The organism is Bacteroides sp. 51, assembly GCF_010500965.1.
GTDB lineage: Bacteria > Bacteroidota > Bacteroidia > Bacteroidales > Bacteroidaceae > Bacteroides.
The window spans coordinates 66850-90835 of record NZ_QVMI01000021.1 but is presented as its reverse complement, the minus strand read 5'-3'; the positions used below and the strand labels follow the sequence as shown (position 1 = coordinate 90835).

16 protein-coding genes and 1 pseudogene are annotated in these 23986 nt (G+C 45.6%); 15 read left to right on the top strand and 2 right to left on the bottom strand.

All coding sequences use genetic code 11. The features are described 5' to 3' along the window. Nucleotides 1-12: 12 nt before the first annotated feature. From D0T87_RS15990 to D0T87_RS15935, 13 genes are all read left to right on the top strand, one after another. A complete protein-coding gene (locus D0T87_RS15990) occupies nt 13-963 on the top strand; it encodes a nucleoside recognition domain-containing protein (protein ID WP_163176147.1) in 951 nt (316 codons plus the stop codon). Then, a complete protein-coding gene (metH, locus tag D0T87_RS15985; protein ID WP_163176146.1) occupies nt 932-3685 on the top strand; it encodes a methionine synthase in 2754 nt (917 codons plus the stop codon). The genes D0T87_RS15990 and metH overlap by 32 nt, the downstream gene beginning before the upstream one ends. 396 nt (nt 3686-4081) lie before the next feature. Next, nucleotides 4082-4204 (top strand): symporter small accessory protein, encoded by a 123-nt coding sequence (locus D0T87_RS25140; protein ID WP_370526865.1) that lies wholly within the window; start codon nt 4082-4084, stop codon nt 4202-4204. After that, the gene (locus tag D0T87_RS15980) at nt 4204-5766 is read left to right on the top strand and encodes a sodium:solute symporter family protein (protein WP_163176145.1); all 1563 of its coding nucleotides are present in this window, start codon (nt 4204-4206) and stop codon (nt 5764-5766) included. Before D0T87_RS25140 ends, D0T87_RS15980 begins: the two co-directional genes overlap by 1 nt. 175 nt (nt 5767-5941) lie before the next feature. Beyond that, on the top strand, nt 5942-7543 hold the full coding sequence (locus D0T87_RS15975) for a DUF6377 domain-containing protein (protein WP_163176144.1): 1602 nt from the start codon (nt 5942-5944) through the stop codon (nt 7541-7543). 191 nt (nt 7544-7734) lie between these two features. Then, a complete protein-coding gene (locus D0T87_RS15970; protein ID WP_163176143.1) occupies nt 7735-8265 on the top strand; it encodes a DUF5004 domain-containing protein in 531 nt (176 codons plus the stop codon). A gap of 4 nt (nt 8266-8269) precedes the next feature. Next, nucleotides 8270-9349: a hypothetical protein gene (locus tag D0T87_RS15965; RefSeq protein WP_163176142.1), complete on the top strand. Its 1080-nt coding sequence runs from the start codon at nt 8270-8272 to the stop codon at nt 9347-9349. A gap of 7 nt (nt 9350-9356) precedes the next feature. Then, nucleotides 9357-12290, top strand: a complete 2934-nt coding sequence (locus tag D0T87_RS15960; protein ID WP_163176141.1) for a TonB-dependent receptor — start codon at nt 9357-9359, stop codon at nt 12288-12290. A gap of 21 nt (nt 12291-12311) precedes the next feature. Further along, nucleotides 12312-13826, top strand: coding sequence for a RagB/SusD family nutrient uptake outer membrane protein (locus tag D0T87_RS15955; protein WP_163176140.1), 1515 nt, complete (start codon nt 12312-12314; stop codon nt 13824-13826). Between the two features lie 217 nt (nt 13827-14043). After that, on the top strand, nt 14044-15285 hold the full coding sequence (locus tag D0T87_RS15950) for a glycoside hydrolase family 71/99-like protein (RefSeq protein WP_163176139.1): 1242 nt from the start codon (nt 14044-14046) through the stop codon (nt 15283-15285). Between the two features lie 12 nt (nt 15286-15297). Then, a complete protein-coding gene (locus D0T87_RS15945; protein WP_163176138.1) occupies nt 15298-17295 on the top strand; it encodes a glycoside hydrolase family 97 protein in 1998 nt (665 codons plus the stop codon). Between the two features lie 721 nt (nt 17296-18016). After that, nucleotides 18017-19492, top strand: coding sequence for a DUF3868 domain-containing protein (locus D0T87_RS15940; RefSeq protein WP_163176137.1), 1476 nt, complete (start codon nt 18017-18019; stop codon nt 19490-19492). Between the two features lie 52 nt (nt 19493-19544). Further along, nucleotides 19545-19916, top strand: a complete 372-nt coding sequence (locus D0T87_RS15935) for a hypothetical protein (RefSeq protein ID WP_163176136.1) — start codon at nt 19545-19547, stop codon at nt 19914-19916. 1061 nt (nt 19917-20977) lie between these two features. On the opposite strand, the gene D0T87_RS15930 is transcribed toward D0T87_RS15935, so the two are convergent. Both D0T87_RS15930 and udk read right to left on the bottom strand, forming a co-directional pair. Continuing rightward, nucleotides 20978-22363: a transporter substrate-binding domain-containing protein gene (locus D0T87_RS15930; protein ID WP_163176135.1), complete on the bottom strand. Its 1386-nt coding sequence runs from the start codon at nt 22361-22363 to the stop codon at nt 20978-20980. A gap of 18 nt (nt 22364-22381) precedes the next feature. Beyond that, nucleotides 22382-22987 carry a uridine kinase gene (udk, locus tag D0T87_RS15925; RefSeq protein ID WP_163176134.1) on the bottom strand — a complete coding sequence of 202 codons (606 nt, stop codon included), beginning with the start codon at nt 22985-22987 and terminating at the stop codon, nt 22382-22384. Between the two features lie 89 nt (nt 22988-23076). Here udk and D0T87_RS15920 point away from each other — a divergent pair, with 89 nt between their 5' ends. Together D0T87_RS15920 and D0T87_RS25135 are read left to right on the top strand one after the other, a co-directional pair. Then, nucleotides 23077-23376, top strand: a complete 300-nt coding sequence (locus tag D0T87_RS15920; RefSeq protein ID WP_163176133.1) for a Dabb family protein — start codon at nt 23077-23079, stop codon at nt 23374-23376. Between the two features lie 15 nt (nt 23377-23391). Next, nucleotides 23392-23875, top strand: a pseudogene (locus D0T87_RS25135) (protein-disulfide reductase DsbD domain-containing protein); the annotation flags it as partial. Between the last annotated feature and the right edge of the window lie 111 nt (nt 23876-23986).

Here is a 23986-nt window from a genome sequence, read left to right as displayed (position 1 = left end):
CCTCACCGCAGTATGAAAGAACGTGTATTCAAGTGTGTTCGTGAGGCTCTACCCCGGTCGGGTAAGCTATCCTTATGGTTATTAAAAATCATACTTCCCGTTTCATTGCTTGTCCGCTTGCTTCAATATTACGGCATCATAGACTATCTGGCAGAATACCTCCATCCCTTATTCAATCTGGTCGGACTACCCGGCGCTACCGCCATCGTCTTTATCACCAGCATTTTCCTTCCCCTCTATGCTGCCATTGCAGTTATGACCTCACTGGCTATGACCATGCGCGAAGCAACCATACTTGCCGTGATGTGTCTTATCGCCCATAACCTGATTGTAGAATGTGCCGTGACCAAGAAAACCGGGTCCTCATTCTGGGGTATGGTAGTACTTCGAATCAGTATGGCTTTTGTGGCCGCACTCTTTCTGAATAATGTGTTGCCGGTTAATGACACGCCTTTTATGCAAACGGCACAAGTTGAGCAATTCAACTCTCTCGGTGCTGTACTGGTTGCATGGCTATACTCCTCATTGACCCTGATTATAACGATTCTTGTTATCGTAACCGCCCTGATGATCCTGCAACGCTTACTCTCCGAGTTCAGACTCATCGACGCAATCTCCCGCCCGTTACGCCCTCTGATGCGGGTGTTTGGCCTTCCCGATAGTTCCCCGTTCTTATGGATAGTCGGCAATGTAATCGGCTTGGCCTATGGAGGCGCAATCATGGCAGATATGGTAGAAGAGGGGAACCTCACCCTGAAAGATGCCAACACGGTGAATCATCACCTGGCCATTTCCCATTCCTTACTCGAAGATACCCTGCTTTTTGTGGCATTAGGTATAAACTTTTGGATTATAGTCGGCACCCGTATCCTTTTTGCCATGCTGGTGGTATGGGTACGCCGTTTTATCATATATATAGGCAGACAGAAAAATGAAAAAAACTATTCCGCAACTCATCTCTGAGCGCATTCTTATACTCGATGGTGCCATGGGTACCATGATACAACAATACAACCTGACGGAAGAGGACTTCCGTGGCGAACGTTTTACTCACATTCCCGGGCAGATGAAAGGAAACAACGACCTTTTATGCCTCACCCGTCCGGATGTGATACAGGACATTCACCGGAAATACCTTGAAGCAGGCGCCGATATCATCGAAACCAATACATTCAGTTCAACCACCATTTCGATGGCCGATTACCACGTACAGGATTATATACGTGAGATTAATCAGGCTGCCGTAAACCTGGCGCGTGAAGTAGCCGATGAATACACCCGCAGGAATCCCGATAAACCACGCTTTGTAGCCGGTTCCATAGGACCCACCAATAAAACGGCATCCATGTCGCCCGATGTAAATAACCCGGCACTACGTTCCATAACCTATGATGAACTCGTTACTGCATATCAGGAACAAATGGAAGTACTCCTGACCGCCGGTGTAGATGCTATCCTGATCGAAACCATTTTTGATACCCTGAATGCAAAAGCAGCCATCTTTGCTGCTCAGCAAGCTATGGATGTTACCGGAATAGAAGTTCCTTTGATGCTTTCCGTTACCGTATCCGATACAGGTGGGCGTACGCTCTCGGGGCAAACACTGGATGCTTTTCTGGCTTCCGTTCAGCATGCAAATGTATTCTCTGTCGGTCTGAACTGCTCGTTCGGTGCCCGTCAGCTAAAACCTTTTCTGGAACAACTGGCTGCCCGTGCTCCTTATTATATAAGCGCTTACCCCAATGCCGGATTGCCCAACAGTCTGGCCCAATACGATCAGACTCCGGCAGAGATGGCCGTACAGGTCAAAGAATATGTTGATGAAGGACTGATTAATATTATAGGTGGTTGCTGCGGTACAACCAACGAATATATAGCAGAATACTCAGCTCTGATCCAAGGAGCAAAGCCTCATATCCCTGTCGCTAAACCAGCGTGCTTATGGCTTTCCGGCCTTGAACTGCTGGAAGTCAAGCCCGAAATGAACTTTATGAATATCGGTGAGCGATGCAATGTGGCCGGTTCGCGTAAATTCCTGCGACTTATTCAAGAGAAGAAATACGATGAGGCATTAAGCATCGCCCGCAAACAGGTAGAAGACGGCGCATTGGTTATCGACATCAATATGGATGACGGACTGCTGGACGCTAAAGAAGAAATGACCACTTTCCTTAACCTGATTGCTTCGGAACCGGAAATAGCCCGGGTGCCCGTAATGATCGACTCTTCAAAATGGGAAGTGCTTCTCGCCGGGCTAAAGTGTGTTCAGGGAAAACCCATTATCAACTCCATCTCCCTGAAAGAGGGAGAGGAGAAATTCCTCAGTTATGCCCGGACAATCAACCGCTATGGTGCAGCCGTAGTGGTCATGGCTTTTGATGAAAAAGGACAGGCCGACACATTCGGGCGTAAAATCGAAATATGCGAACGCGCCTATCGTTTGCTCGTTGGTGAAGTTGGTTTTGATCCGCATAATATAATCTTCGATCCCAATGTATTGGCCATTGCTACCGGAATTGAAGAGCATAACAATTACGCAGTAGACTTTATACATACCGTGAGGTGGATCAAACAACACCTGCCGGGTGCTCATATCAGTGGAGGTATCAGCAACCTCTCTTTCTCCTTCCGTGGCAACAACTACATACGTGAAGCCATGCATGCTGTATTCCTTTATCATGCCATAAAACAAGGGTTGGATATGGGAATCGTGAATCCGGCTACTTCTGTGCTGTACACTGATATTCCCGAAGATGTGTTGGAAAAGATCGAGGATGTGGTATTGAACCGTCGCCCCGATGCAGCCGAACGTTTGATTGAACTTGCAGAGACATTAAAGAACACAACAGCAAATCAGACGCAATCCCCGGCGGTGGTGCAAGATGCATGGCGTCAGGGAAGTGTGGTAGAGCGTCTGCAATACGCACTGATCAAAGGTATCGGCGATTTTCTGGAAGAAGACCTGAGCGAAGCTTTACCATTATATGATAAAGCGGTAGAAATTATTGAAGGTCCACTGATGGGAGGGATGAATAAAGTCGGCGAACTGTTTGGCGATGGTAAAATGTTCTTGCCACAAGTGGTAAAGACAGCCCGTACCATGAAGAAGGCGGTGTCTATCCTGCAACCTATTATCGAATCGGAAAAAGCGGCGAGCCACTGCACCCAAGTTGCCGGTAAAGTTCTTCTGGCCACTGTAAAAGGGGATGTGCACGATATCGGTAAGAACATTGTTTCTGTGGTCATGGCTTGCAATGGGTATGAAATCATAGACTTAGGTGTGATGGTACCCGCCGAAACGATTGTTCAACAAGCCATTGAGTATAAAGTAGATATGATCGGATTAAGCGGATTGATCACTCCATCACTGGAAGAAATGGTCCACGTAGCTGTTGAACTTCAAAAAGCTGGTCTGCATATTCCATTGCTTGTAGGCGGGGCCACTACTTCCAAACTGCATACAGCACTAAAAATCGCTCCGGTTTATAATGCCCCGGTGGTTCATTTGAAGGATGCTTCGCAGAATGCTGGCGTTGCCGCCCGGTTAATGAATCCGGAATTGAAAAATGAATTAGCAGAAGAGTTGAATAAAGAATATCAGCAGTTAAGAGAAGAGAAAGAAACTACGGAAAAGAATATCGTATCGTTGGAGGAAGCTCAAAAGAATAAACTGAATTTGTTTTAGTTGTTTGTATTCATAACGGATTGGAAAGGAATTGATTATTGTAGGGGCGGTTCGCGAACCGCCCAATGCACAGAATATACAGAAAACCATTTTCGGGCGGTTCGCGAACCGCCCCNTTTTTGGGGGGGGGTTCGGGAACCCCCCAATGCCAAAAATTAAAAAAAAACCCTTTTTGGGGCGGTCCGCGACCCGCCCCTACAGTAAATCATTTACATTCAAAACTAATCAAAAACAACCAAAATAGTATAAATAAAACCATTAACCTCTCTTTTGCCCCTAAAAACACGATCTTACTTGCGCTTTTACCTCATTCTTCTACTAATTTCTATCTTTTTTGCATTATATTCAATAAATTCCTTACTTTTGCACCGACTTTTAATTAAAAACTGAAACGAAATGTTTGGAATAGAAGATCCATTGATTTATTTACCTTATCTCCTCTCTGTGATATGTGTACTTTTTGCAGCTTGGTATGGTATCAAGTATTGGAATAAAGATAACGATAAAGACGAAGCGTAATGAGTACATTTGTTCTTGGATTAATTGTAGTAGCTTACTTGCTACTTATTGCCTTTCTGGGCTTTTTAGGGTATAAGAAAACAACCTCATCCAGTGACTATCTGGTTGGAGGACGTGGTATGAACCCCATTGTGATGGCACTATCCTATGGTGCTGCGTTTATTTCCGCCTCTGCCATCGTAGGTTTTGGAGGAGTGTCTGCCGCTTTCGGTATGGGAATCCAATGGCTCTGTTTCCTCAATATGTTTATTGGGGTAGTTATTGCCTTTATCCTCTTCGGTTTGCGTACCCGTAGGTTAGGAGCGAAGCTGAACGTTGGAACATTCCCGCAACTCTTGGGACGTTATTACCGTTCGCGTGGAGTTCAGGTGTTTGTTGCCGCTGTCATCTTCCTGGGTATGCCGCTTTACGCCGCCGTTGTAATGAAGGGTGGGGCAGTGTTTATCGAACAGATATTCCAGATAGATTTTAATATAGCCTTATTGGTATTTACCCTTGTAGTAGCTGCATACGTTATTGCCGGAGGAATGAAAGGAGTGATGTACACCGATGCTATGCAAGCCGTAATCATGTTCTCCTGTATGTTGTTTCTGCTTTTCTGGTTCTATAAAACCATTGGTATGGGCTTTGTCGAAGCTAATGAAAGACTAACCGAGATGGCTCCTCTTGTTCCGGAGAGATTTAAGGAACTCGGACATCAGGGTTGGACCCGCATGCCTGTTACAGGATCATCGCAATGGTTTACCCTGGTTACTTCCCTGATTATGGGGGTAGGACTTGGCTGTCTGGCTCAACCGCAGTTGGTTGTTCGCTTTATGACAGTAAAAAGCAGCAAGCAACTTAATCGTGGTGTATTTGTCGGTAGTTTATTTATATTGATTACCGTTGGGGCAATCTACCATGTAGGTGCTTTGAGTAATATTTTCTTTTTAGAGACAGAAGGCGCTGTGGCAACCGAAGTCATAAAAGACATTGATAAAATTATTCCATACTTTATCACTAAAGCCATGCCCGATTGGTTTGCAGCTATATTTATGCTCTGTATCCTTTCCGCCAGCATGTCTACATTAAGCTCGCAGTTCCATACGATGGGTGCATCAGCCGGTTCGGATATTTATGGTACATACAAACCCCGCTCAAGAGGCCGTTTGACAAATGTTATTCGTATCGGAATACTCTTTGCAATATTAGTCAGTTATGTTATTTGCTATATGCTGCCTAATGATATCATTGCCCGCGGTACAGCCATGTTTATGGGAATCTGTGCCTCTTCTTTCCTGCCGTCTTACTTCTGTGCCCTGTATTGGAAGCGTGCTACCCGCCAGGGAGCGTTAGCCAGTCTATGGACCGGAGCATTGGCTAGTATCTTTGCATTGGTGTTCCTGCATGAGAAAGAGGCAGCAACTATGGGAATCTGCAAAGCCTTGTTTGGAAAGACAGTATTGATCGAATCTTACCCTTTCCCTATGATAGACCCGATTGTATTTGCCCTTCCACTGTCTATCATAGCTATGGTTGTGGTTAGCTTGATGACTAAAAGCAAGCTGGGAGTAAAGGCCTGATAAACTTATCGGATTATCCTATATAACCGTAGGGGCGGTTCACGAACCGCCCCTACAGTAATCAATGGCTTTTGGGTTAACTCTATAAAGATAAAAACAAATTATAGTTTTTCATGGATAGCCCCTGTCCGTGAAAAACTTTTTTTATCTTTGTAACAAACCTCAATCTGTATATATGAAAATTAGATACCTGTTTGCTATTCTTCTGTTACTAGCTATTGATACTCCCCTTACCGGTCATACGTTAGATTCGCTGTTGACGCAGCTTGACTTTCATATTGCCGAAAGTAATGTCTACATCCGCCAGAAAGAAGAACATATATGCCAGTCGAGAAAAGAACTTGCTTCGGTAAATAGTAAAGACAAGTTGTTCCACATCTACCAGGATCTGTTTGAAGAATATAAATCCTATAAATACGATTCGGCCTATGTCTATGCCAATAAATCCTTAAACGTAGCCTTGCAGTTAGAGAATCAGGCCTATGTTGTAAGAGCAAACGAGGCTGTTGTCTTCTGTCTTCTTTCGTCGGGCTTATTTAAAGAGGCCTTTGAGATTATGGATAACACCTATCCGGTGTCCAGGAACAATGAAGACCTATCGAATTACTATTCGCTTCGTGCCCGCTTATATTATGATATAGTAGACTATATCCGAGAAGATCCGTTCGTTAGTGAATATACTGCTTTGGGAAATCTGTACAGTGATTCTTTATTGAACGTACTCCCCAAACATTCCTCTGATTGGTGGTACTCCTACGGACTCCAGCAAATGAAGAAAAGAGATTTTCAGAAGTCGCTCAATGCATTCGATACGATTTTGAAAATGGAGTCCATCAGCGATCACATGATTGCGATGACTGCTTCGAGCATGGGATATGTATACTGGTTGCAGGACAATAAAGATAAAGCCAAAATATATATGGCTATGGCTGCTATTGGTGATGTTAAATCTGCAACCAAAGAAACTACCGCCCTGCGTAACCTGGGAACGCTTCTCTACGAAACCGGCGACATCGACCGGGCGAATAAATATGTAAAGCTTGCCCTCGAAGATGCCAACTTCTATAATGCCCGCCATCGTAAACTCGAAGTAAGTTCTATCTTGCCTATTATAGAAAACGAGCGTTTTGCTGCTGTTGAAAAACAACGCAATGTACTGATGTGGTTTGTGATCTGCGTATCTTTGTTATCCCTTCTTCTGATACTGACTATTACCATTATCTATATGCAGGTGCGCAAACTCCGTGTAGCGCGGCATACCATTGAAAAACGGCGAGAGCAATTGCAGAACGCCAACAACCAACTCACCGAAGTCAGTAATATCAAAGACGAATATATCGGCTCTTCCTTTTACATCAACTCCGAGTATATCAATAAGATAGAGCATCTGTATAAACTGGCAAACCGGAGAATTGCTGCACGGCAATACGAAGAACTGCGTGCCATGTTCAAAGAATCCGACTTGCGGAAGGAAAGGGAAAACATGTACGCCTCTTTCGATGAAACCTTTCTGAAACTGTTTCCTACATTTATAAACGCGTACAATGAACTCTTTCAGCCGGAAGATCGTGTACGAATTGAAAATAAAAGCCTAACGGCCGAAATGCGCATCTTTGCCTTGATACGTCTCGGTATTCTTGAAAGCGAGCGTATAGCAAACTTCCTGAATTATTCTGTGAACACCATTAACACCTACAAGACCAAGGTGAAAAACAAATCTATCGTCCCTAATGAGCTGTTTGAGCAGCGGATTATGGAAATTAAGTCTGTAGATTAACCCATATTTTGATTATATTTTTAAGAGTCAGTCGTTTTGTTAAGCGGTTGACTCTTAGTTTATTATACTCTTCCCATTCCAAAATTTCATTATATATTTCATAGGTAAATTCTTTTTGCCGTTTCAGCTCTGTAGTTTTGCATTACAACAAATGAGTTAATCATAATTTCTAATTTAAAACTTACAGTTCTATGAAAGCATTAAAACCTTTGTATGCCTTTCTTTTCCTGTTTATAGTAGTTGCTGCCTTTACGGCATGTAATGACACGGACGACGGGAAGTACGTTGAACCCATCACCCTGTATGAGAAAGTAAATGGTGACTGGCTATTAACCAACCTTTCTTTAATTGACGAAACAGCCAATGCTTTGGGAATATCCCCCAAAGAAATCAGCCTGTTTGATCAGTTCGACTTTGTGACTTTTGGTCTGGCACTCAATGTCGATGAAAAGAACCAGCCAACTACCTATCAGGTAAGTGGTACGGCTCCCGAACTCTTTCCTGCCAGCGGATACTGGGCGTTAAACTCTCCGTTTCCAACCACAACGGGAGCCCTTCCTGCAATCAACCTTTATTCGGATGCGGCAAAGACTGCTTTGATCGGGCGGCTGAACGTTGTTACCACTCCCGGATCGGTGGCCGAGATGGATCTGAAAATGACCCGCTACACCGGTGGAGTCGCTTATGTTTCTTATCAATACAAGTTAATCAAAAACCAATAGTCGTATGAAAAAACTGATATTTATAATAGGGTGCATGCTGTTTGCGTGGTCTTCACTTCAGGCTCAGGCCATTGCCGACCCCGATAAGATGTGGACGGTACCTGCCATCCATACTATGGATGAAGAGATTACCTGGTACTTTGATTTTGCCAGTGCAGCAACATTAGAAGATAATGCCGAACTTTTATTCTGGACATGGCAGCCTTCCGAGCCGGGTGTAACCTTCCCGTTGAAGAATGAAGGAAACAGAATATGGAGTTTCACTTTTACCCCTACGGAATTTTATGGACTGACTTCCGAAAAAATCTTTGCTTATGCCGAGCAGAAGTTTTACTTCAATATCCAGGCCGCAGGCGGCGGAGCAACCGGTACACTGTCTCGTCCTATTGTTGATTTTATCGGAGACTTCGTAAAGAGCGAGAAACAAACCTCTTACGGTCCGGCCGACTTCCAGTTGAACAGCACATTAAGCCTGCTTTTCAATGCAAACCTGGTCGATGGATTCCTGCCTGCCCCTTCTACCGTACACTTGCATAGTGGATTGAATGATTGGGATGTTGAACAGCAATTCCAGTCATGGTTGCCCGAAATCCGCGAAAAGACACAGTTCAAACACCTGGGTAATGGTATCTATAAGAAAGACTTTGTTCCTGAGACATATTACGGCGTAACCGAAGAATATATCATGGAGAACATTGTTTGGGTGGTAGCTAAATTTGACGGAAACAGCGATTGGGCCGGTGCCTGGGATGCTCCTAAAATCCTGGCTCCCGGACTTCCCGAACCTCCACCGCCACATTTGTTCTTCTTCCCGATGAAGATCAGTAAGAACGATGTCCTTATTATCACCCGCGACAATAACGACCGGGGGCAACGACTATCTTACACCATCACCGGGGGCAGCAAAGTGCTGACAGGCGACATGGAAGGTGCAATGACCCGCCAGCGTGCATTTATCAATATAGTCAAAGAATTTGGCGGGATGGATATTAAGAAAATCAATATGCAAATTAAAGACCAAAACGGTAGAGCCATCTATAACGGCGATATTCCATTGGTAGAAGTTGATAACCTTACAAAATGATAATACAATGAATGTGAAGAGATATTCTAAATATGCATTATTGCTGATCATGCTATTGGCGTGTTTCACCAATTCGATATATGCACAGAAGCAGATAGCCGTTACGGGAACCGTATCGGATGAGTATAACGCACCATTAATCGGTGTAAGTGTGACGCTGGGCAATGCTACAGGAACAATCACCGATATGGACGGTAAGTTCACAATCAACGCCACAGAAGGAGAGACGGTAACCTTTTCTTATGTGGGTTATTCTACCGTAACCGAAGCGGCAAAAGCTGCGATGGACATCCGGATGAAAGAGGATGCAGTGATGCTGGATGCGGTGACTATCGTAGGAATCGGTTACGGTACCATGCGCAAGTCGGACCTAACCGGAGCCATTGCTTCTGTAAGTGCGAAAGACCTAAAGAAAGGGGTCATCACTTCTACCGAGCAGATGTTGCAGGGAAAGATCGCCGGCCTTTCGGTGGTACAAGCCTCGGGCGACCCGGCTGCTGGTACTTCGTTACGCCTGAGAGGGGGGACATCACTTTCGGCAAGCAACTCGCCACTTATTGTTGTGGATGGAATTCCCGGAGTTGATATTAATACCGTTCAACCCACCGAGGTTATATCTATTGACGTACTGAAAGACGCTTCGGCGGCGGCTATTTACGGATCGCGCGGTGCCAATGGAGTTATCATCGTTACCACCAACCGTGCCACCGATGTTGAAAGACAAAGCATTGAATACAACGGATATGTGGCCGTTGGTAAGGCTGCCAATAAAATAGATATGCTTTCGGCCGACCAATGGAGGGATTATGTGAGAGAGAACAACCTGAAAGATGCCATAGACTATGGTGGCAATACCGACTGGATAGACGAACTGCAACGCACAGCCGTTACCCACTCGCACAACTTGTTTATGAGCAATTCGCGCCCAACCAGCGGATACCGCGCATCGGTAACTTACCAATCTAATGAGGGTATTGTGAAGAAAAGCTATATGGACCGCCTGGCGGGTAGCGTTTCTGCCTATCAGTATGCACTGAACAAACGCCTGAAACTCGATATGGGATTAAGCGCAACGTACGATAAATACCGTCAGCCGGATACCGGATTCTATGGTATCTATAATTACGCCATCAACCAAAACCCGACTTTGCCGGTGAAAGATGCCGATGGTAATTACAATCAGGTGAGTGGTACTAACACGGCCAACCCGGTGGAGTACAACGAAAACTATTTCTCCAAACAAACACGTTACCGCTTGTTTGGCTATGCCAAGGTGGAACTGGAGCTTATGAAAGGATTGAAAGCTGCCGCCAACGCATCATACGAGTATAACTCCTGGCAAGACAGATATTATGAACCTTCGTACGCCTATCGTCAGAATGATGGTGGAATAGGAAGACGCCAGCAATACGACAACCGTAATATGCAGTTGGAAACATATCTGAGCTACGACACTAACTTCGGTGCCGATCATAAGTTCAACGCTATGGCGGGTTATTCTTACCTCAACTATACTGGCGAAGGATTTGGTGCACAACGCCAGGGTTTTGATACGGACGCATTTTTATATAATAACCTCGGCGCGGGTTTCGATTACCGCATGGGCGATGTATGGTCTTCAAAGACCGAAGCTAACCTGGCTTCCTTCTTTGGTCGTGTAAATTACAATCTGTTGGGGCGCTATATGCTGACTGCGACCCTGCGTGCCGACGGTTCATCTCGCTTTGGCGACAATAACAAATGGGGATATTTCCCATCGGCATCGGTAGCATGGCGCATCTCGGATGAGGCTTTCATGAAGCCGACGGCCAGTTGGCTGAATAACCTGAAATTGCGTTTCGGATACGGGGTTACAGGTAACCAGGATGGTATCGGACAATATAAATCACTCGCTATCTTAGGCCCTTCGGGAGGCGCTTATTATGATGCGACAACCGGAACATGGAAGAATTCTTATGCTCCATCACAGAATGCAAACTCTGACTTGAAGTGGGAATCGACTACCCAGTATAACGTAGGAGTTGACTTCGGCATATTCAACCGGGTAAACGGTACGCTGGAACTGTACCACAAGAAAACCAGCGATTTATTATGGACTTATCCCGTTCCACAACCTCCGTACCTTTACGGTCAAATGTTGGCCAATGTGGGTGATCTGGTGAACAAAGGTTTTGAGCTTTCACTGAACGGAAGTATCATATCTACAAAAGATTTCACCTGGGATGCCAACGTCACCTTCTCTTATAATAAGCAGGAAATAACCAGTCTGTCGAATGAAAACTTCCAGAACCTGGGCACTCCTTCGGGAGAGTTGCACGGGCTGCCCGGACTATCGACTACGTACACACAGATGATCAAGCAGGGCTATCCGACGGGCGCGTTCTTCGGTCCCCGTTGCCAGGGATTGGATGAGAGCGGAGAGTTCATCATTGAAGACCCCGAAGAATCGGCTTACCTGGGAAGCGCACTGCCTAAGTTCAATCTGGGTATCGGCATGAGTATGACCTACAAGGACTTCGATTTCAGCGCTTCCGGTTACGGAATGTTCGGGCAAAAAATCCTGAACGCAACCAACATGTGTTTGTATGTAAACAACCGCTTGCCGGGGCAGAACGTGCCCGACGATTACCTGAGCAGCGGTGTGAAATCGGCTAACGTGGTTTATTCCGACTACTGGATTGAAAATGGTTCATTCTTCCGTCTTCAGGCGGTTACGTTGGGCTACACATTGCCGGGCACCAGGAAAATCGGAATCGAGAAGGTACGTTTCTACCTGACCGGTGAAAACCTGTTCGTCATTACAGGATACAGCGGACTGGACCCTGAGGTGCGAAACGACGAACTGATCAGCAGCGAGGCACTGAGAAGCCCGGGCATTGATTTGCTTAACTTCTATCCGCGTCCGCGTACTTTTTCGCTAGGTGTTAACATTACTTTTTAAAGATTTAAAACGATCAAGAATATGAGAATCAATATAAAATCAATACTGATAGTAGGTCTTGTGGCATGCGTGTGTGCATGTACCGACTTGGACGAAAGGCTATACGACCAGGTTTCGATGGATGAATATGGCCAGACCGATTCTGAAATTGCTACCATTGTAGGAGGAGCTTATGCTTCGCTCCGGGGATACGATACGCCCGAAGGATTGGCCTGTTGGGTGGGCAGTGAGTTTGTGTTCTTCCTCGACGAAACGGTTTCCGACGAAGCCTGCATACCAACCCGCGGACCCGACTGGTACGACGGCGGTGTGTATCAGGACATACAGCGGCACGTGTTTAAGCCGGACAACAAGTTATTCGAGTCTTACTGGAAATACTGCTACAACGGAATTACCCGTGTAAACAGTATCATTTATCAGGTCGATAAATCGGGCCTGACCGATGATGCCAAAGACAATGTAAAGGCCGAGTTGCGCGGTTTACGTGCCTACTACTATTCTCTGCTGTTAGATCGGTTCGGCGCAGTGCCTATCTCTACCAACTTTGAAGATGAAGGGCTGCCCGCCAAATCTTCCCGCGAAGAGGTGTTCGGGTTTGTTGAAACAGAACTGCTGGCGGTTGTCGATCTGTTGAACCCCAATCCGGTTTACGGTCGCTTCACCCAGGCCGTAGCTTACGGTGTACTGGCGCGTATCTATCTGAATGCCGGAGTTTATACCAATACCGCACGCTGGGAAGATTGTATTGCCGCTTGCGACAAGGTTAGGGGATATATGCTCGAGCCCGAATATTCTACCAACTTTGCCCGCGACAACGAGAAATCGCAGGAAATTATGCTCGCCGCAACTTTCGATAATGCCATGGGAACCCGTGGAAACTACCTGGCCTCGATGACTTATAACAACGACCAGAAGTATGCGTTCGACCCGGCAGGCATCTGGCAATGGGCGGCCAACGGTATTTGCGCGCAACCGGGCTTGTATTCTTCTTTCGAAGAAAAAGATGTCCGCCGCAAATCCCTTTTGATTGGCGAGCAGATTAACCTCTCTACCGGTTCTGTAATTATTACCGATAAGGGCGACCAACTGATCTACACCGAAGAAGTACGCAGCATATCTGATGCCGGACTCGTGGAAGGTGCACGGTTGCACAAATACGCCGTACATGCCGAAGACAAGTGGGAGCGCGACTACGACTGGGTACTGATGCGTTATGCCGAAATCATCATGATGAATGCTGAGGCCAACTTCCGCTTGGGAAACGAAGCCGTAGCCCTGTCGCTGGTGAACCAGCTCCGTGCCCGTGCCGGATTGGATGCATTGGCCTCCCTGTCGCTCGATGCCCTCGATGCAGAATGGAAGCATGAGTTCGTGTTCGAAGGGCTGCGCCGCACGGTGAACATCCGTTTCGGCACATTCTTCAAGCCTTGGTGGGAAAAGGAAACGGAAACAGAGCAATACAAGAAAGTATTCCCCATACCGGCCAATGTGCTTACACTGAACCCCAAGTTAGAACAGAACCCCGATTATCAATAGGTTTTCAATATATAGAAGTTGGTTTTTTGTGGCTTCTCTCCTTGTTTCCGCCTTTTATGCTAAGGAGAGAGTGAATTATCTCTTAGAGGTATGAATGACTAGTTGTACATCTGGTTAGTAACTAGATGTACAGGTGGTCACCAACTAGATGTACAACTAGTTGTGTGCGACAATAAAACCAACCGGTGGTTTGAATAAGACATAAACGAAGTTTAATATGAATAGAATCAAAGAAATACTATATTGCCTCCTCCTTATGTTACTATTTGCGGGGTGCAGCAGTGATAGTTCCGAAGGAGATGGTGGCGACACCGGGAAAACAGAAAAGTTCGATCCCGTGGCTGTCACTAAGCCTAACAAAACGAAAGTCTGGGCACACTACATGCCCTGGTTCGAAACCCCCGAAACCAATAACGGCAAGTGGGGATACCACTGGACCATGAACAACTGCGATCCCAACAAAGTAGACGCCAGCGGCAAACGCGAAATAGCTGCGCATTACTATCCGCTGATCGGCCCTTACGCCTCGAGCGATATTGACGTGTTGGAATATCACTTCCTGTTGATGAAATACGCCGGAATAGATGGCATCCTCATCGACTGGTACGGAACCCGGAAGGTAAACGACTATGCCGGCTTGCTGAAAAACACTGAGGCCATCGTGGCCGCGCTGGATAAGGTAGGCCTCGAGTTTGCCATCGTTTACGAAGACCGTACGTTGGAAGATGGTCTGGACGAGTCTGGACGCATCAGTCAGGCCCGGCTGGATATGGTTTACCTTCAGAACAACTTCTTTAAGAAGAGTAATTACATCAAGATAGACGGCAATCCCTTGTTGCTCATCTTCGGACCTATCGTACTTAAAAAGCCACTCAATTGGTATCAGGTATTTTCCGGATTATCTCACAAACCAGCCTTCTTTCCTATATATTATTTCCTCGATCTGGTCAACGACAGCCAATACACCAACGGTGCCGGTGGCTACATCTGGGTAGACGAAAACGAAACCAAGATAAGAGAACTGTACGGACGGCAGGCCGATTTCGGCGAGCTGATCGGTGCCGCATACCCCGGATTCAAAGACTACTATAAAGAAGGTGGTGCAGGCGGTGCCGCCGGTGCCGTTGTCGACCCCGAGAATGGCGCACTGATCGAACGCCTGTTGAAACTGGCCGAAGAACAGAAGGTAGATTATCTCCAACTGATTACCTGGAACGACATAGGCGAAGGTACCATGATTGAACCCACCCAGGAGTACAAATACCGCTTCCTCGAGAAGGTGCAAGGCTTTACCAAAGTGAGCTACGGCACATCGCATCTCGAAAACATCTACAAATATTATACATTGAAGAAGAAATACAGTGATGATAAAGAAAAGCAGAAACAACTCTTGCAGGCATTCTACTATCTCATTTCATTGCAGGATGCAAAAGCCAATGAAATATTGAATAAATTGTAATTATAACAAATCATGAAACAGATACTTTTATTATTAATTATGCCCTGTATCTTGTTCTCCTGTTCGCAAGAGAATAAAACAACGGTTACTTCCCCCGACAGCACCATCGCATTGTCTGTCGGAACAGACAACGGGCGTTTATATTACCAGGTGTCCAGAGCCGGCAACCCGGTTCTCAATAAGTCATTTCTGGGATTTACACTGGCCGACGGAGCCTTAGGCGAAGATCTGGAAGTAACGCAGGTGGCGCACGCCTCCTTCAGCGAACAGTGGAACCAGGTTTGGGGAGAGGAAATCACGGTCGACAATACCTACAACGAAATGACCGTCACTGTAAAGGAAAAAACAAACAAACAAAGAACGTTCGATGTTATCTTTCGTGTTTTCAATGATGGAATCGGGTTCCGCTACCACTTCCCGGAGCAGCCAAATCTGAATGAGTTCGTCGTAATGGACGAATGGACCGAGTTTGCCCTATCCAAAGGGGGAGAGGCCTGGTCTATCCCGGCCTACCATACCGAATACTACGAAGGATTATACGAAAAGGCTCCGGTGAGTGCGCTCGATACCGTATGCACGCCCCTGACCATCGAAATAAACGATGGCTCATTCCTGACTATCCACGAAGCCAACCTGACTGATTATGCCGCAATGAACCTGACACCGCAGGCAGGAACAGAGAAACTGAAAGCGGACCTGACCCCTTGGTCGACAGGTGAGAAGGCGTTCGTTAAAGCTCCCTTTTCCACTCCCTGGCGTACGGTTATCATCGCCGATACCCCCGGCGACCTGATTCTTTCGCGTATCATGCTCAACCTCAACGAGCCTAATAAAATAGAAGATACATCCTGGATCGAGCCGGGACGCTACGTCGGCATCTGGTGGGGAATGCATACCGGTGCATATACCTGGCATCAGGGGCCAAACCACGGTGCAACAACCGAAAATACCAAACGATATATTGACTTTGCCGGCAGACACGGATTCTCGGGCGTATTAGTCGAAGGTTGGAACTACGGATGGGACAGCGATTGGACAAAAGAAGGCGATAAATTCAGCTTTACCAAACCTTATCCCGACTATGACTTGTCCGGCCTTGCCCAATATGCTGCTTCTAAAGGAGTGCGTCTGATCGGTCATCATGAAACCGGCGGAGCAACCAAAAACTACGAAGCACAGTTGGATTCCGCTTTCGCGCTTTGCCGGGAGTTAGGCATCAATGCCGTGAAAACAGGTTATGTAAGTCCACGGCTGGATGGAAAGGAATATCATAGCAGCCAATATGGCGTTCGCCATTATCGCAAAGTCATTGAAACCGCTGCCCGGTATCACGTCATGATCGACAATCACGAGCCGGTAATGCCTACCGGATTGCAACGGACTTATCCGAACCTGATGACCCAGGAAGGAGTAAGAGGGCAGGAGTATGATGCTTTTGCCGCCGATGGTGGAAGCCCTCCCGAACATACAACGATTGTACCCTTCACCCGCGGACTGGCCGGCCCGATGGACTTTACTCCGGGAACATTCAACTACGATGATAATGTACTTCATCCCAATACCCGCCCACGCACCACAAGAGCCAAGCAACTGGCACTGAGTGTTGTTCTCTTTAGCCCTTTGCAAATGGCTTCCGATATGGTCGAGAACTACGAAGGAGCACCGGAATTTGAATTCATCACTTCTTGTCCCACTTCCTGGGCAAAAACCCTGGTGCCCGAGGCAAAGATCGGCGAATATGTAACCATCGTACGCAAAGACCGGAACAGCGATGATTGGTTTATCGGCAGTATAACCAACGCCCACCCCCGCGAACTTAATCTGGAACTGTCATTCCTTGAACCGGGAGCGACCTATCAGGCGAAGATATTCAGAGATGGTGATGAAGCCGATTATCAATCCAATCCCTATCCGGTTACGATAGAAGAAATGGAAGTAACTTCCGAAAGTACAATTGTGCTGAAACGTGCCGCCGGAGGCGGTGCAGCGATTAGGATTGAGCGGCGATAAGCGGCAAGGCATCGTCATTGCGAGGGCTAGCCCGAAGCAATCCAGTTCACAAGACATATAAGCTGGATTGCTTCGTTCCTACCAATGACAACATCCACCCCCTGCCCCCGCCAGCGGGGGATACGATGCCGCAGGAATCTTGGCTCAAGCGCCTCGCTTGTCCCCCGCTGGCGGGGGTAGGGGGTGGATTCGTCATATTCCAGAACCGCTTTTACCTTTCCATGTTATACGATAAGTATAAAAAATTCCAAAAAATAAGTCCTCTTCCCTTAACTTAGTCCTATAAAATAAAAGTTTTTGATTTAAAAAACAATCCCAAAAGTTTGGTGAATTGCCATGAAATATCCATTTTTGTAGTAAATAAAACAAATAACTGCTTTCCGGCAACTGTTTAGGAGTATGAATGATAAGTAATATGCTGACGTTATGCTGACGTATTTGCACTGGTAAAGACTATATTACTGCTCGATGTAGATGATTATTATGCCAAGAAGCTTTTTAAAGGTTTTGCTGACTCTTGTTATAAGTATGTAGAATGACGTTTTGTCCTCTATCGCTTTTAATAAACTATTTGTTATGTTAATTTGAAAAACATAATGGAACAGGAACATGAATCTCACTCTTGTCGGGTTGAGGCATGAAGTTCTATTGTCGTTTGCAAACACAATAATAAAGTGATTGATCCTTTTTAAGATAAATGTGCAAATAATACAATGATAAAATGAAGAAACTGTTTACCTGTTTATTATTCATGCTTCAATTTCCTGTTCTATTCGTGACAGCCCAAGAAGCATATAAGGGGCAAATCTATGTTAGCCGCCAACGTTTTTCTCTGGTAGAAAACCAGTTGCAGGTGGAGATGGACATAAATTATGAGGCACTTCGTCTTCCCTCCAATGAATCATTAACCTTAGTTCCTATGCTACGCACTCCGTCGTATAGCCTATCCTTGCCATCCGTACTGATCAATGGAACAGATATGCATAAAGCATATACCCGCGAGAAGAATGCGGACGAGAAAAAATCGCGTGATTTTGTTTCTCCATCCGTAGTTATCCGTGATGATAAGAAGAGCGCCCGTTTCTTTACCTATAAAGTAACAGTGCCATATAGGGAATGGATGGAAGAAAGTGTGTTATTTCTCCGTATCGAAGAATGTGCATGCAACGGAAAACAAGCTACTGTTTATGAAGATAAAATAGCCGACGGAATATCCATTCCCCGTGGAGCTGCTCCCCGCATTGCTCCTGGTGTCGATTCCCGGTTTCTGTCGCTTATAAATATAGTAACCCCGGTAGAAGAGGCCAGTAAGTTATACTACCTTCGTGGCACTTTCCCCTTCGAAATCTCCAGCGATTTAAAGAAAAGTGCATTAAAGAAACAACATTACGAAATCTACTATCGTTTACGCGATTTGATCAGTGCCGTTCAATCGCAGGCCGGAAATGATCTTTCTTACGTACACATTACAGGATATGGTGCTCCTATAGGCGATCACCGTACCAACGAACGCGAAGCCGCCACCCGTGGCCTTGCTTTGAAAGACTATTTGCGCGAATACCGTGTATCCGGCAAGGCACCATTGGAAGTAAACTGGATTCCGGAAGACTGGGACTCTATATCTTCATTGGTAAAACGTACGGATATGATGTTCCGCGACGCTGTTCTGGATGTTATTAATACCGTGGATGTAAATCAGGGGCGTGAGCGCATGTTGATACAATTGGCCGATGGGGTTCCTTATAAATTCCTTCGCGACCGCATCTTCCCGCAAGTGCCTCGCATAAATTACGAGATTGCATATACGCGTGCTCCGTTGAGCCTTGAAGATAGCCGTCGTGTGCTGGCTACCGGTTCAAGTACATTAACTGTAACCGAGTTCTTTACCGTAGCAAACAGTTATCCACGTGGTTCTACCGAATACAATGACATGCTTGATTTATCGGCCCGCCTGTTTCCCGACAATGCAGAAGCCAATATCAATGCAGCTGCCGTTGCGTTGATTAAAAAAGATACGCAACGTGCCCGTAAATACCTGGAACCCTTCTCGACCAATCCGGCTGCTTTCAATAATATGGGCCTCCTGTATATACTCGAAGGCAATCGTGATAAAGCCGAAGTTTATCTTCAGATGGCTGCCGCCAACGGTGTTGAAGAAGCTCACCATGCATTGGCTCAACTGAAAAAAGGTTTCTAGTCTAACTCGTATTATTCGCATGCATTATTTAATCCAAATATGTAAGGTGGCTATGGCTGTATTTTTTACGGCTATAGTCGCTATACTATTTTCTACGCTTACAGGTTGTCGTGGCTGTAGTTCTGAAGACAAAGAGGTTCGTTGGGTTCCTGCTCCCCAGGATACTATACCGGAGATACTTGTTGAAGACTCGTTGGGCGTAGATTCCATAGAGATAGTAAATGTTGTGAGTGCCATAGCCCCGGTAAAAAAGAAACCATCCCGGGCTGAACAAAAGAGTATTGCCCTTGAGGAAACTTATCAGAGTGTATACCATGATGAAAGAAACATTCATTTATGGTCCGAGGAGTTTGATCTGGATTCCATTGAACTGACTATCATTATATCTGATCTGGAAATGCAGATCACACAAAATCTGAATTAAAAGCCCTTGGCTGACATAGCGGTTTTAATTCACGCTTCCTGTTATCTTTTGCTTCCACTTCTTACTGTTTTATTCCTGTCGGGGTGTATCCTGAATGTCCGGTTATGGATCGACAAGCTATTTAAACAGTAGTTTAAGAGGTTATTATTGGAGTGCGGTGCCTGTTGAGACTGCTGCAAAACTTCTTTATTTTCAATATATAATCATGCTGGCTACTCATGATTGGGATGGCTCGGCGGGTGAATTGGATTGGAAAGGAAAGGATTACTGTAGGGGCGGTTCGCGAACCGCCCAATGCACAGAATATACAGAAAACCATTTTCGGGCGGTTCGCGAACCGCCCCTACAGCTAATCATTTACATCAAAACCCCACAAAAACGAGTAAAACTAAAATGCTTTTAATACCCAGGGTTTCCTCATCACATTATATAAAAACGTGTAAAAAGTCTCATTCATTTCGTTGGAACCCTTTATTCATGCGGTATATAAGGATGAGACTTCCTCTATTTCCTGCTAGCACTCTAGTGTCACTTGCTAGCATCAAACTATTGGGGTGAGGTTTGATTGAATTTGACGTTCTACTTGTAGAGATTTCAAACTCCTGGTTCACTTCACTTTCTCCACCTAGGTGGGGAATTCATCCCCATGTACATCGGGCAGGCTTCCCCACCTAGGTGGAGAAAGTAAAATGAAACCGGCAATTGAAACCTGAGAAATCATCAAACAAAACCTCGTCCAATTGCACCAGTCACGCGTGTGATAGTAGTGCTATATGAGTGCTAGCAGGAAATAGAGGAAGTCTCATCCTTATATCCCCCATGAATAAAGGGTTCTAACGAAATGAGTGCTACTTTTAGCACGTTTTTGAAAATATATATGTAGAGTGGCCCCACTGGCAGGACGGTTCCGGAACACTACGAAAAGTACTACGTTTTGTTTCGTTTCACAATTTGGAGCAGAACGCTCCAAACCGTGAAACTCGTGATGGAATGTGAGACTCTATCGTCAGTCTCCTCTAAAAACTGTTTTGTTGCTCCCCGGTAAGACTCAGGCGTTAATCTCACTGAGTCCCGTTGCCGCTTATCTTGGATTTGTAGTTGTCAAATCGTTGATTAATCACCCGTACGAAAGTATACGTTTCTCCTCCGCGGAAATACCCGTATTTACATACCGGATCATTAAAATACTCTTCGTTACTTTTCAATAATATATATTTCTCCACATTATCGAACCATACGTATTTATCCTTCCCGTATTTCTCGGCCAAAGCCATGGCGTCATAAATATGGCCAACCCCGGCATTATATGCTCCCAACACGAAGTTGATGCGTTCGTTTTTGTCGGGAACCATGCGGAGGCTTTTCTCTGTTACCCCAATGTACTTTACGGCAGCCTTGATGCTCTCTTCCGGATTGAGTTCTTTTCCCGGAGGTACACCCATTGCTTTGGCCGTATAAGGCATAAGTTGCATTAACCCTTGCGCACCTGCCCAGGATACAACGGTGGTATCGAAGTTCGATTCGGTATACGCCAGGGCAGCCAGCAGTCGCCAGTCCCAGCCTATCTCTTTAGAATACTTCCGGAACAGATTGTCATAGTGAGAGATCTTCCCATCCTTTAACGACAGGATAGCCGCATAAGGTATAGCCTTGCTCACCTCAAAATAACGCTTCATACTGGCGGTATATTCCGGCGAAGTTTGGTTTTGCTTATGCCAGGCATTGGCCGCTTCTGCCAGCTCAGGGCAATCACGGCGTACGGCCCACGAAGCCCGCTGGTCATAACTGACCGATAAACCGATATTCAAATTAGGAAAATAAGTCTTGTTAAGTTGGGCCACATCATTGTCGCTCACCGTATATGGAATCTTCCCTTGCGCCACTTGTGCAATCAAATCTTCGGAAGTAATACTATCATTCTCCACCCGGTGAATGCGGATACCTCCGCCAAGCTCGTCATTCAGGTTAACCAGGCGGTTATAATATTTACCGGGTTTTACATAGACGTCTTTATCAATAAGTTCGGTAACATCCTTTAGAATATCCCTGCCCGACTTCTGGACCAACACCTGATGAGTAATCACATCTTCCCCACAAAAGAGCAGACTGTCTTTCCGTTCTTTAGTAATGGGCACATGATAGGCTATGAGGTCGCCATCGCCGGCCAAAAGCATATCGATCATTTCGGGAACACTATTAGCCACTTCAACACGCAGCTTTAGCCCCAGACTTTTGGCAAACTGTTCGCTAAGCTCATATTGGAAACCCATTTCCTGACCCCTGTAGTTGAAGTATGAAATAGAACTGTATAAGGTGAGTACAACTAATTCTCCACTATCCTTGATCTGCGGCAAATCATACGCCACACTCTCTTGGCTCACCGGCTTGTTCTTGCAGGCAATAACGGCAATAAGGAGGAGCAAAAACAGATAAAGTAGTTTTTTCATAGGATTACTAGCTACTAATCATAAATGTTTCTTTATATAATTAGTCAATATATCAATAGCCACTTTGTTTTTCCCACCTTCCGGAACAATTAAGTCGGCATAACGTTTGCAAGGCTCAATGAATTGCTGATGCATGGGTTTGAGCACCCGCGTGTAGCGCTCCATCACCGCTTCCGCCGTACGTCCGCGTTCCCTGATATCACGTTTGATAACACGGATAAGGCGCTCGTCCGAATCGGCATCCACAAAAACCTTCAGGTCCATCAGGTTGCGCAGCTTCTTATCGCATAAAGCCAGGATACCTTCAATGATAATCACATCGCGCGGTTCTATATGAATCGTTTCGGGTTGACGCGTACAGGTTAAATAAGAATAAGTAGGCTGCTCGATGCTCTGTCCCTCTTTGAGCATGGATACATGATTCGACAAAAGACTCCATTCGAAAGCATCCGGATGGTCGAAGTTGATATTCTGCCGTTCCTCTACCGGAACATGGCTGCTATCTTTATAGTACGAGTCCTGAGGCAGTAAAACCACCTCGCCCGGTTCAAGGCTCTCGATAATTTTGCGTACAACAGTGGTTTTTCCCGACCCTGTACCACCTGCAATTCCTATAATTAACATCAGTTTATTCTATATTTAATGCGTATTTAAAGCAAAAGACGTATTTTTGCGTAATACAAATATACAGAAATAATTAAAAATACAAATCTATGGTAAAGCATATTGTTATATTTAAACTGAGAGACGAAATAACACAGGAAGAAAAGCTGGATATTATGAATCGATTTAAGGTTGCTATCGAAAGCCTTCCTGCTAAAATTCCGTTTATCCGTAAAATAGAAGTCGGGTTAAATATCAATCCGGCAGAAACCTGGAACATTGCTTTATATAGTGAATTCGATTCATTGGAAGACGTGAAAGCCTACGCTACCCACCCCGAACATGTTGCCGCCGGAAAGATTATAGCCGACGCAAAAGAGAACAGGGCTTGTGTAGATTATGAATTCTAAAAAGAAACTTTGTTTATGAAAAAGATTACTTCCTTACTCACGCTGTTGTTGGGTGCTTTCGTTGTAATAAACGCACAGATATACGATCCGGTAAAGTTTAAGACAGCCTTACATCCGCTATCCGACACAGAAGCCGAAATTGTATTTACTGCGGCAATAGAAGCCGGCTGGCATGTGTATTCAACCGATCTGGAAGATGGACCCATCTCCGCATCATTTAATATCGAGCGTACGGATGGAGTAGAGGCCGTAGGCAAACTCAAACCCCGTGGCAATGAGGTGAAGAAGTTCGACCAGATATTCCAGATGGACGTGCGCTACTTTGAAAAGAAAGGCGAGTTCGTACAGAAAGTAAAGTTCACCAAACCGGAATATACCATTACCGGCTATCTGGAATATGGTGCATGTAATGATGAAACCTGTTTGCCACCAACCGAGGTGCCATTCACCTTCTCGGGAAGAGTTTCTAAAACAGCAAAAGCAGAAGTAGAGGCTAAAGACCCTCAGGAAGTAAAAACCGAAGAACCGGCGGCAAGTGTGGTAGAAACCAAACCCCTTGAACTGGGCACTTTAGGCGGCGAAGACGTTACCGAAAATACACAGACCAGTG

Coding starts and splice junctions, on each gene's coding strand:
- D0T87_RS15990 (WP_163176147.1), top strand. CDS start 13: ATGAAAGAACGTGTATTCAAGTGTGTTCGTGAGGCTCTACCCCGGTCG.
- metH (WP_163176146.1), top strand. CDS start 932: ATGAAAAAAACTATTCCGCAACTCATCTCTGAGCGCATTCTTATACTC.
- D0T87_RS25140 (WP_370526865.1), top strand. CDS start 4,082: ATGTTTGGAATAGAAGATCCATTGATTTATTTACCTTATCTCCTCTCT.
- D0T87_RS15980 (WP_163176145.1), top strand. CDS start 4,204: ATGAGTACATTTGTTCTTGGATTAATTGTAGTAGCTTACTTGCTACTT.
- D0T87_RS15975 (WP_163176144.1), top strand. CDS start 5,942: ATGAAAATTAGATACCTGTTTGCTATTCTTCTGTTACTAGCTATTGAT.
- D0T87_RS15970 (WP_163176143.1), top strand. CDS start 7,735: ATGAAAGCATTAAAACCTTTGTATGCCTTTCTTTTCCTGTTTATAGTA.
- D0T87_RS15965 (WP_163176142.1), top strand. CDS start 8,270: ATGAAAAAACTGATATTTATAATAGGGTGCATGCTGTTTGCGTGGTCT.
- D0T87_RS15960 (WP_163176141.1), top strand. CDS start 9,357: ATGAATGTGAAGAGATATTCTAAATATGCATTATTGCTGATCATGCTA.
- D0T87_RS15955 (WP_163176140.1), top strand. CDS start 12,312: ATGAGAATCAATATAAAATCAATACTGATAGTAGGTCTTGTGGCATGC.
- D0T87_RS15950 (WP_163176139.1), top strand. CDS start 14,044: ATGAATAGAATCAAAGAAATACTATATTGCCTCCTCCTTATGTTACTA.
- D0T87_RS15945 (WP_163176138.1), top strand. CDS start 15,298: ATGAAACAGATACTTTTATTATTAATTATGCCCTGTATCTTGTTCTCC.
- D0T87_RS15940 (WP_163176137.1), top strand. CDS start 18,017: ATGAAGAAACTGTTTACCTGTTTATTATTCATGCTTCAATTTCCTGTT.
- D0T87_RS15935 (WP_163176136.1), top strand. CDS start 19,545: ATGGCTGTATTTTTTACGGCTATAGTCGCTATACTATTTTCTACGCTT.
- D0T87_RS15930 (WP_163176135.1), bottom strand. CDS start 22,363: ATGAAAAAACTACTTTATCTGTTTTTGCTCCTCCTTATTGCCGTTATT.
- udk (WP_163176134.1), bottom strand. CDS start 22,987: ATGTTAATTATAGGAATTGCAGGTGGTACAGGGTCGGGAAAAACCACT.
- D0T87_RS15920 (WP_163176133.1), top strand. CDS start 23,077: ATGGTAAAGCATATTGTTATATTTAAACTGAGAGACGAAATAACACAG.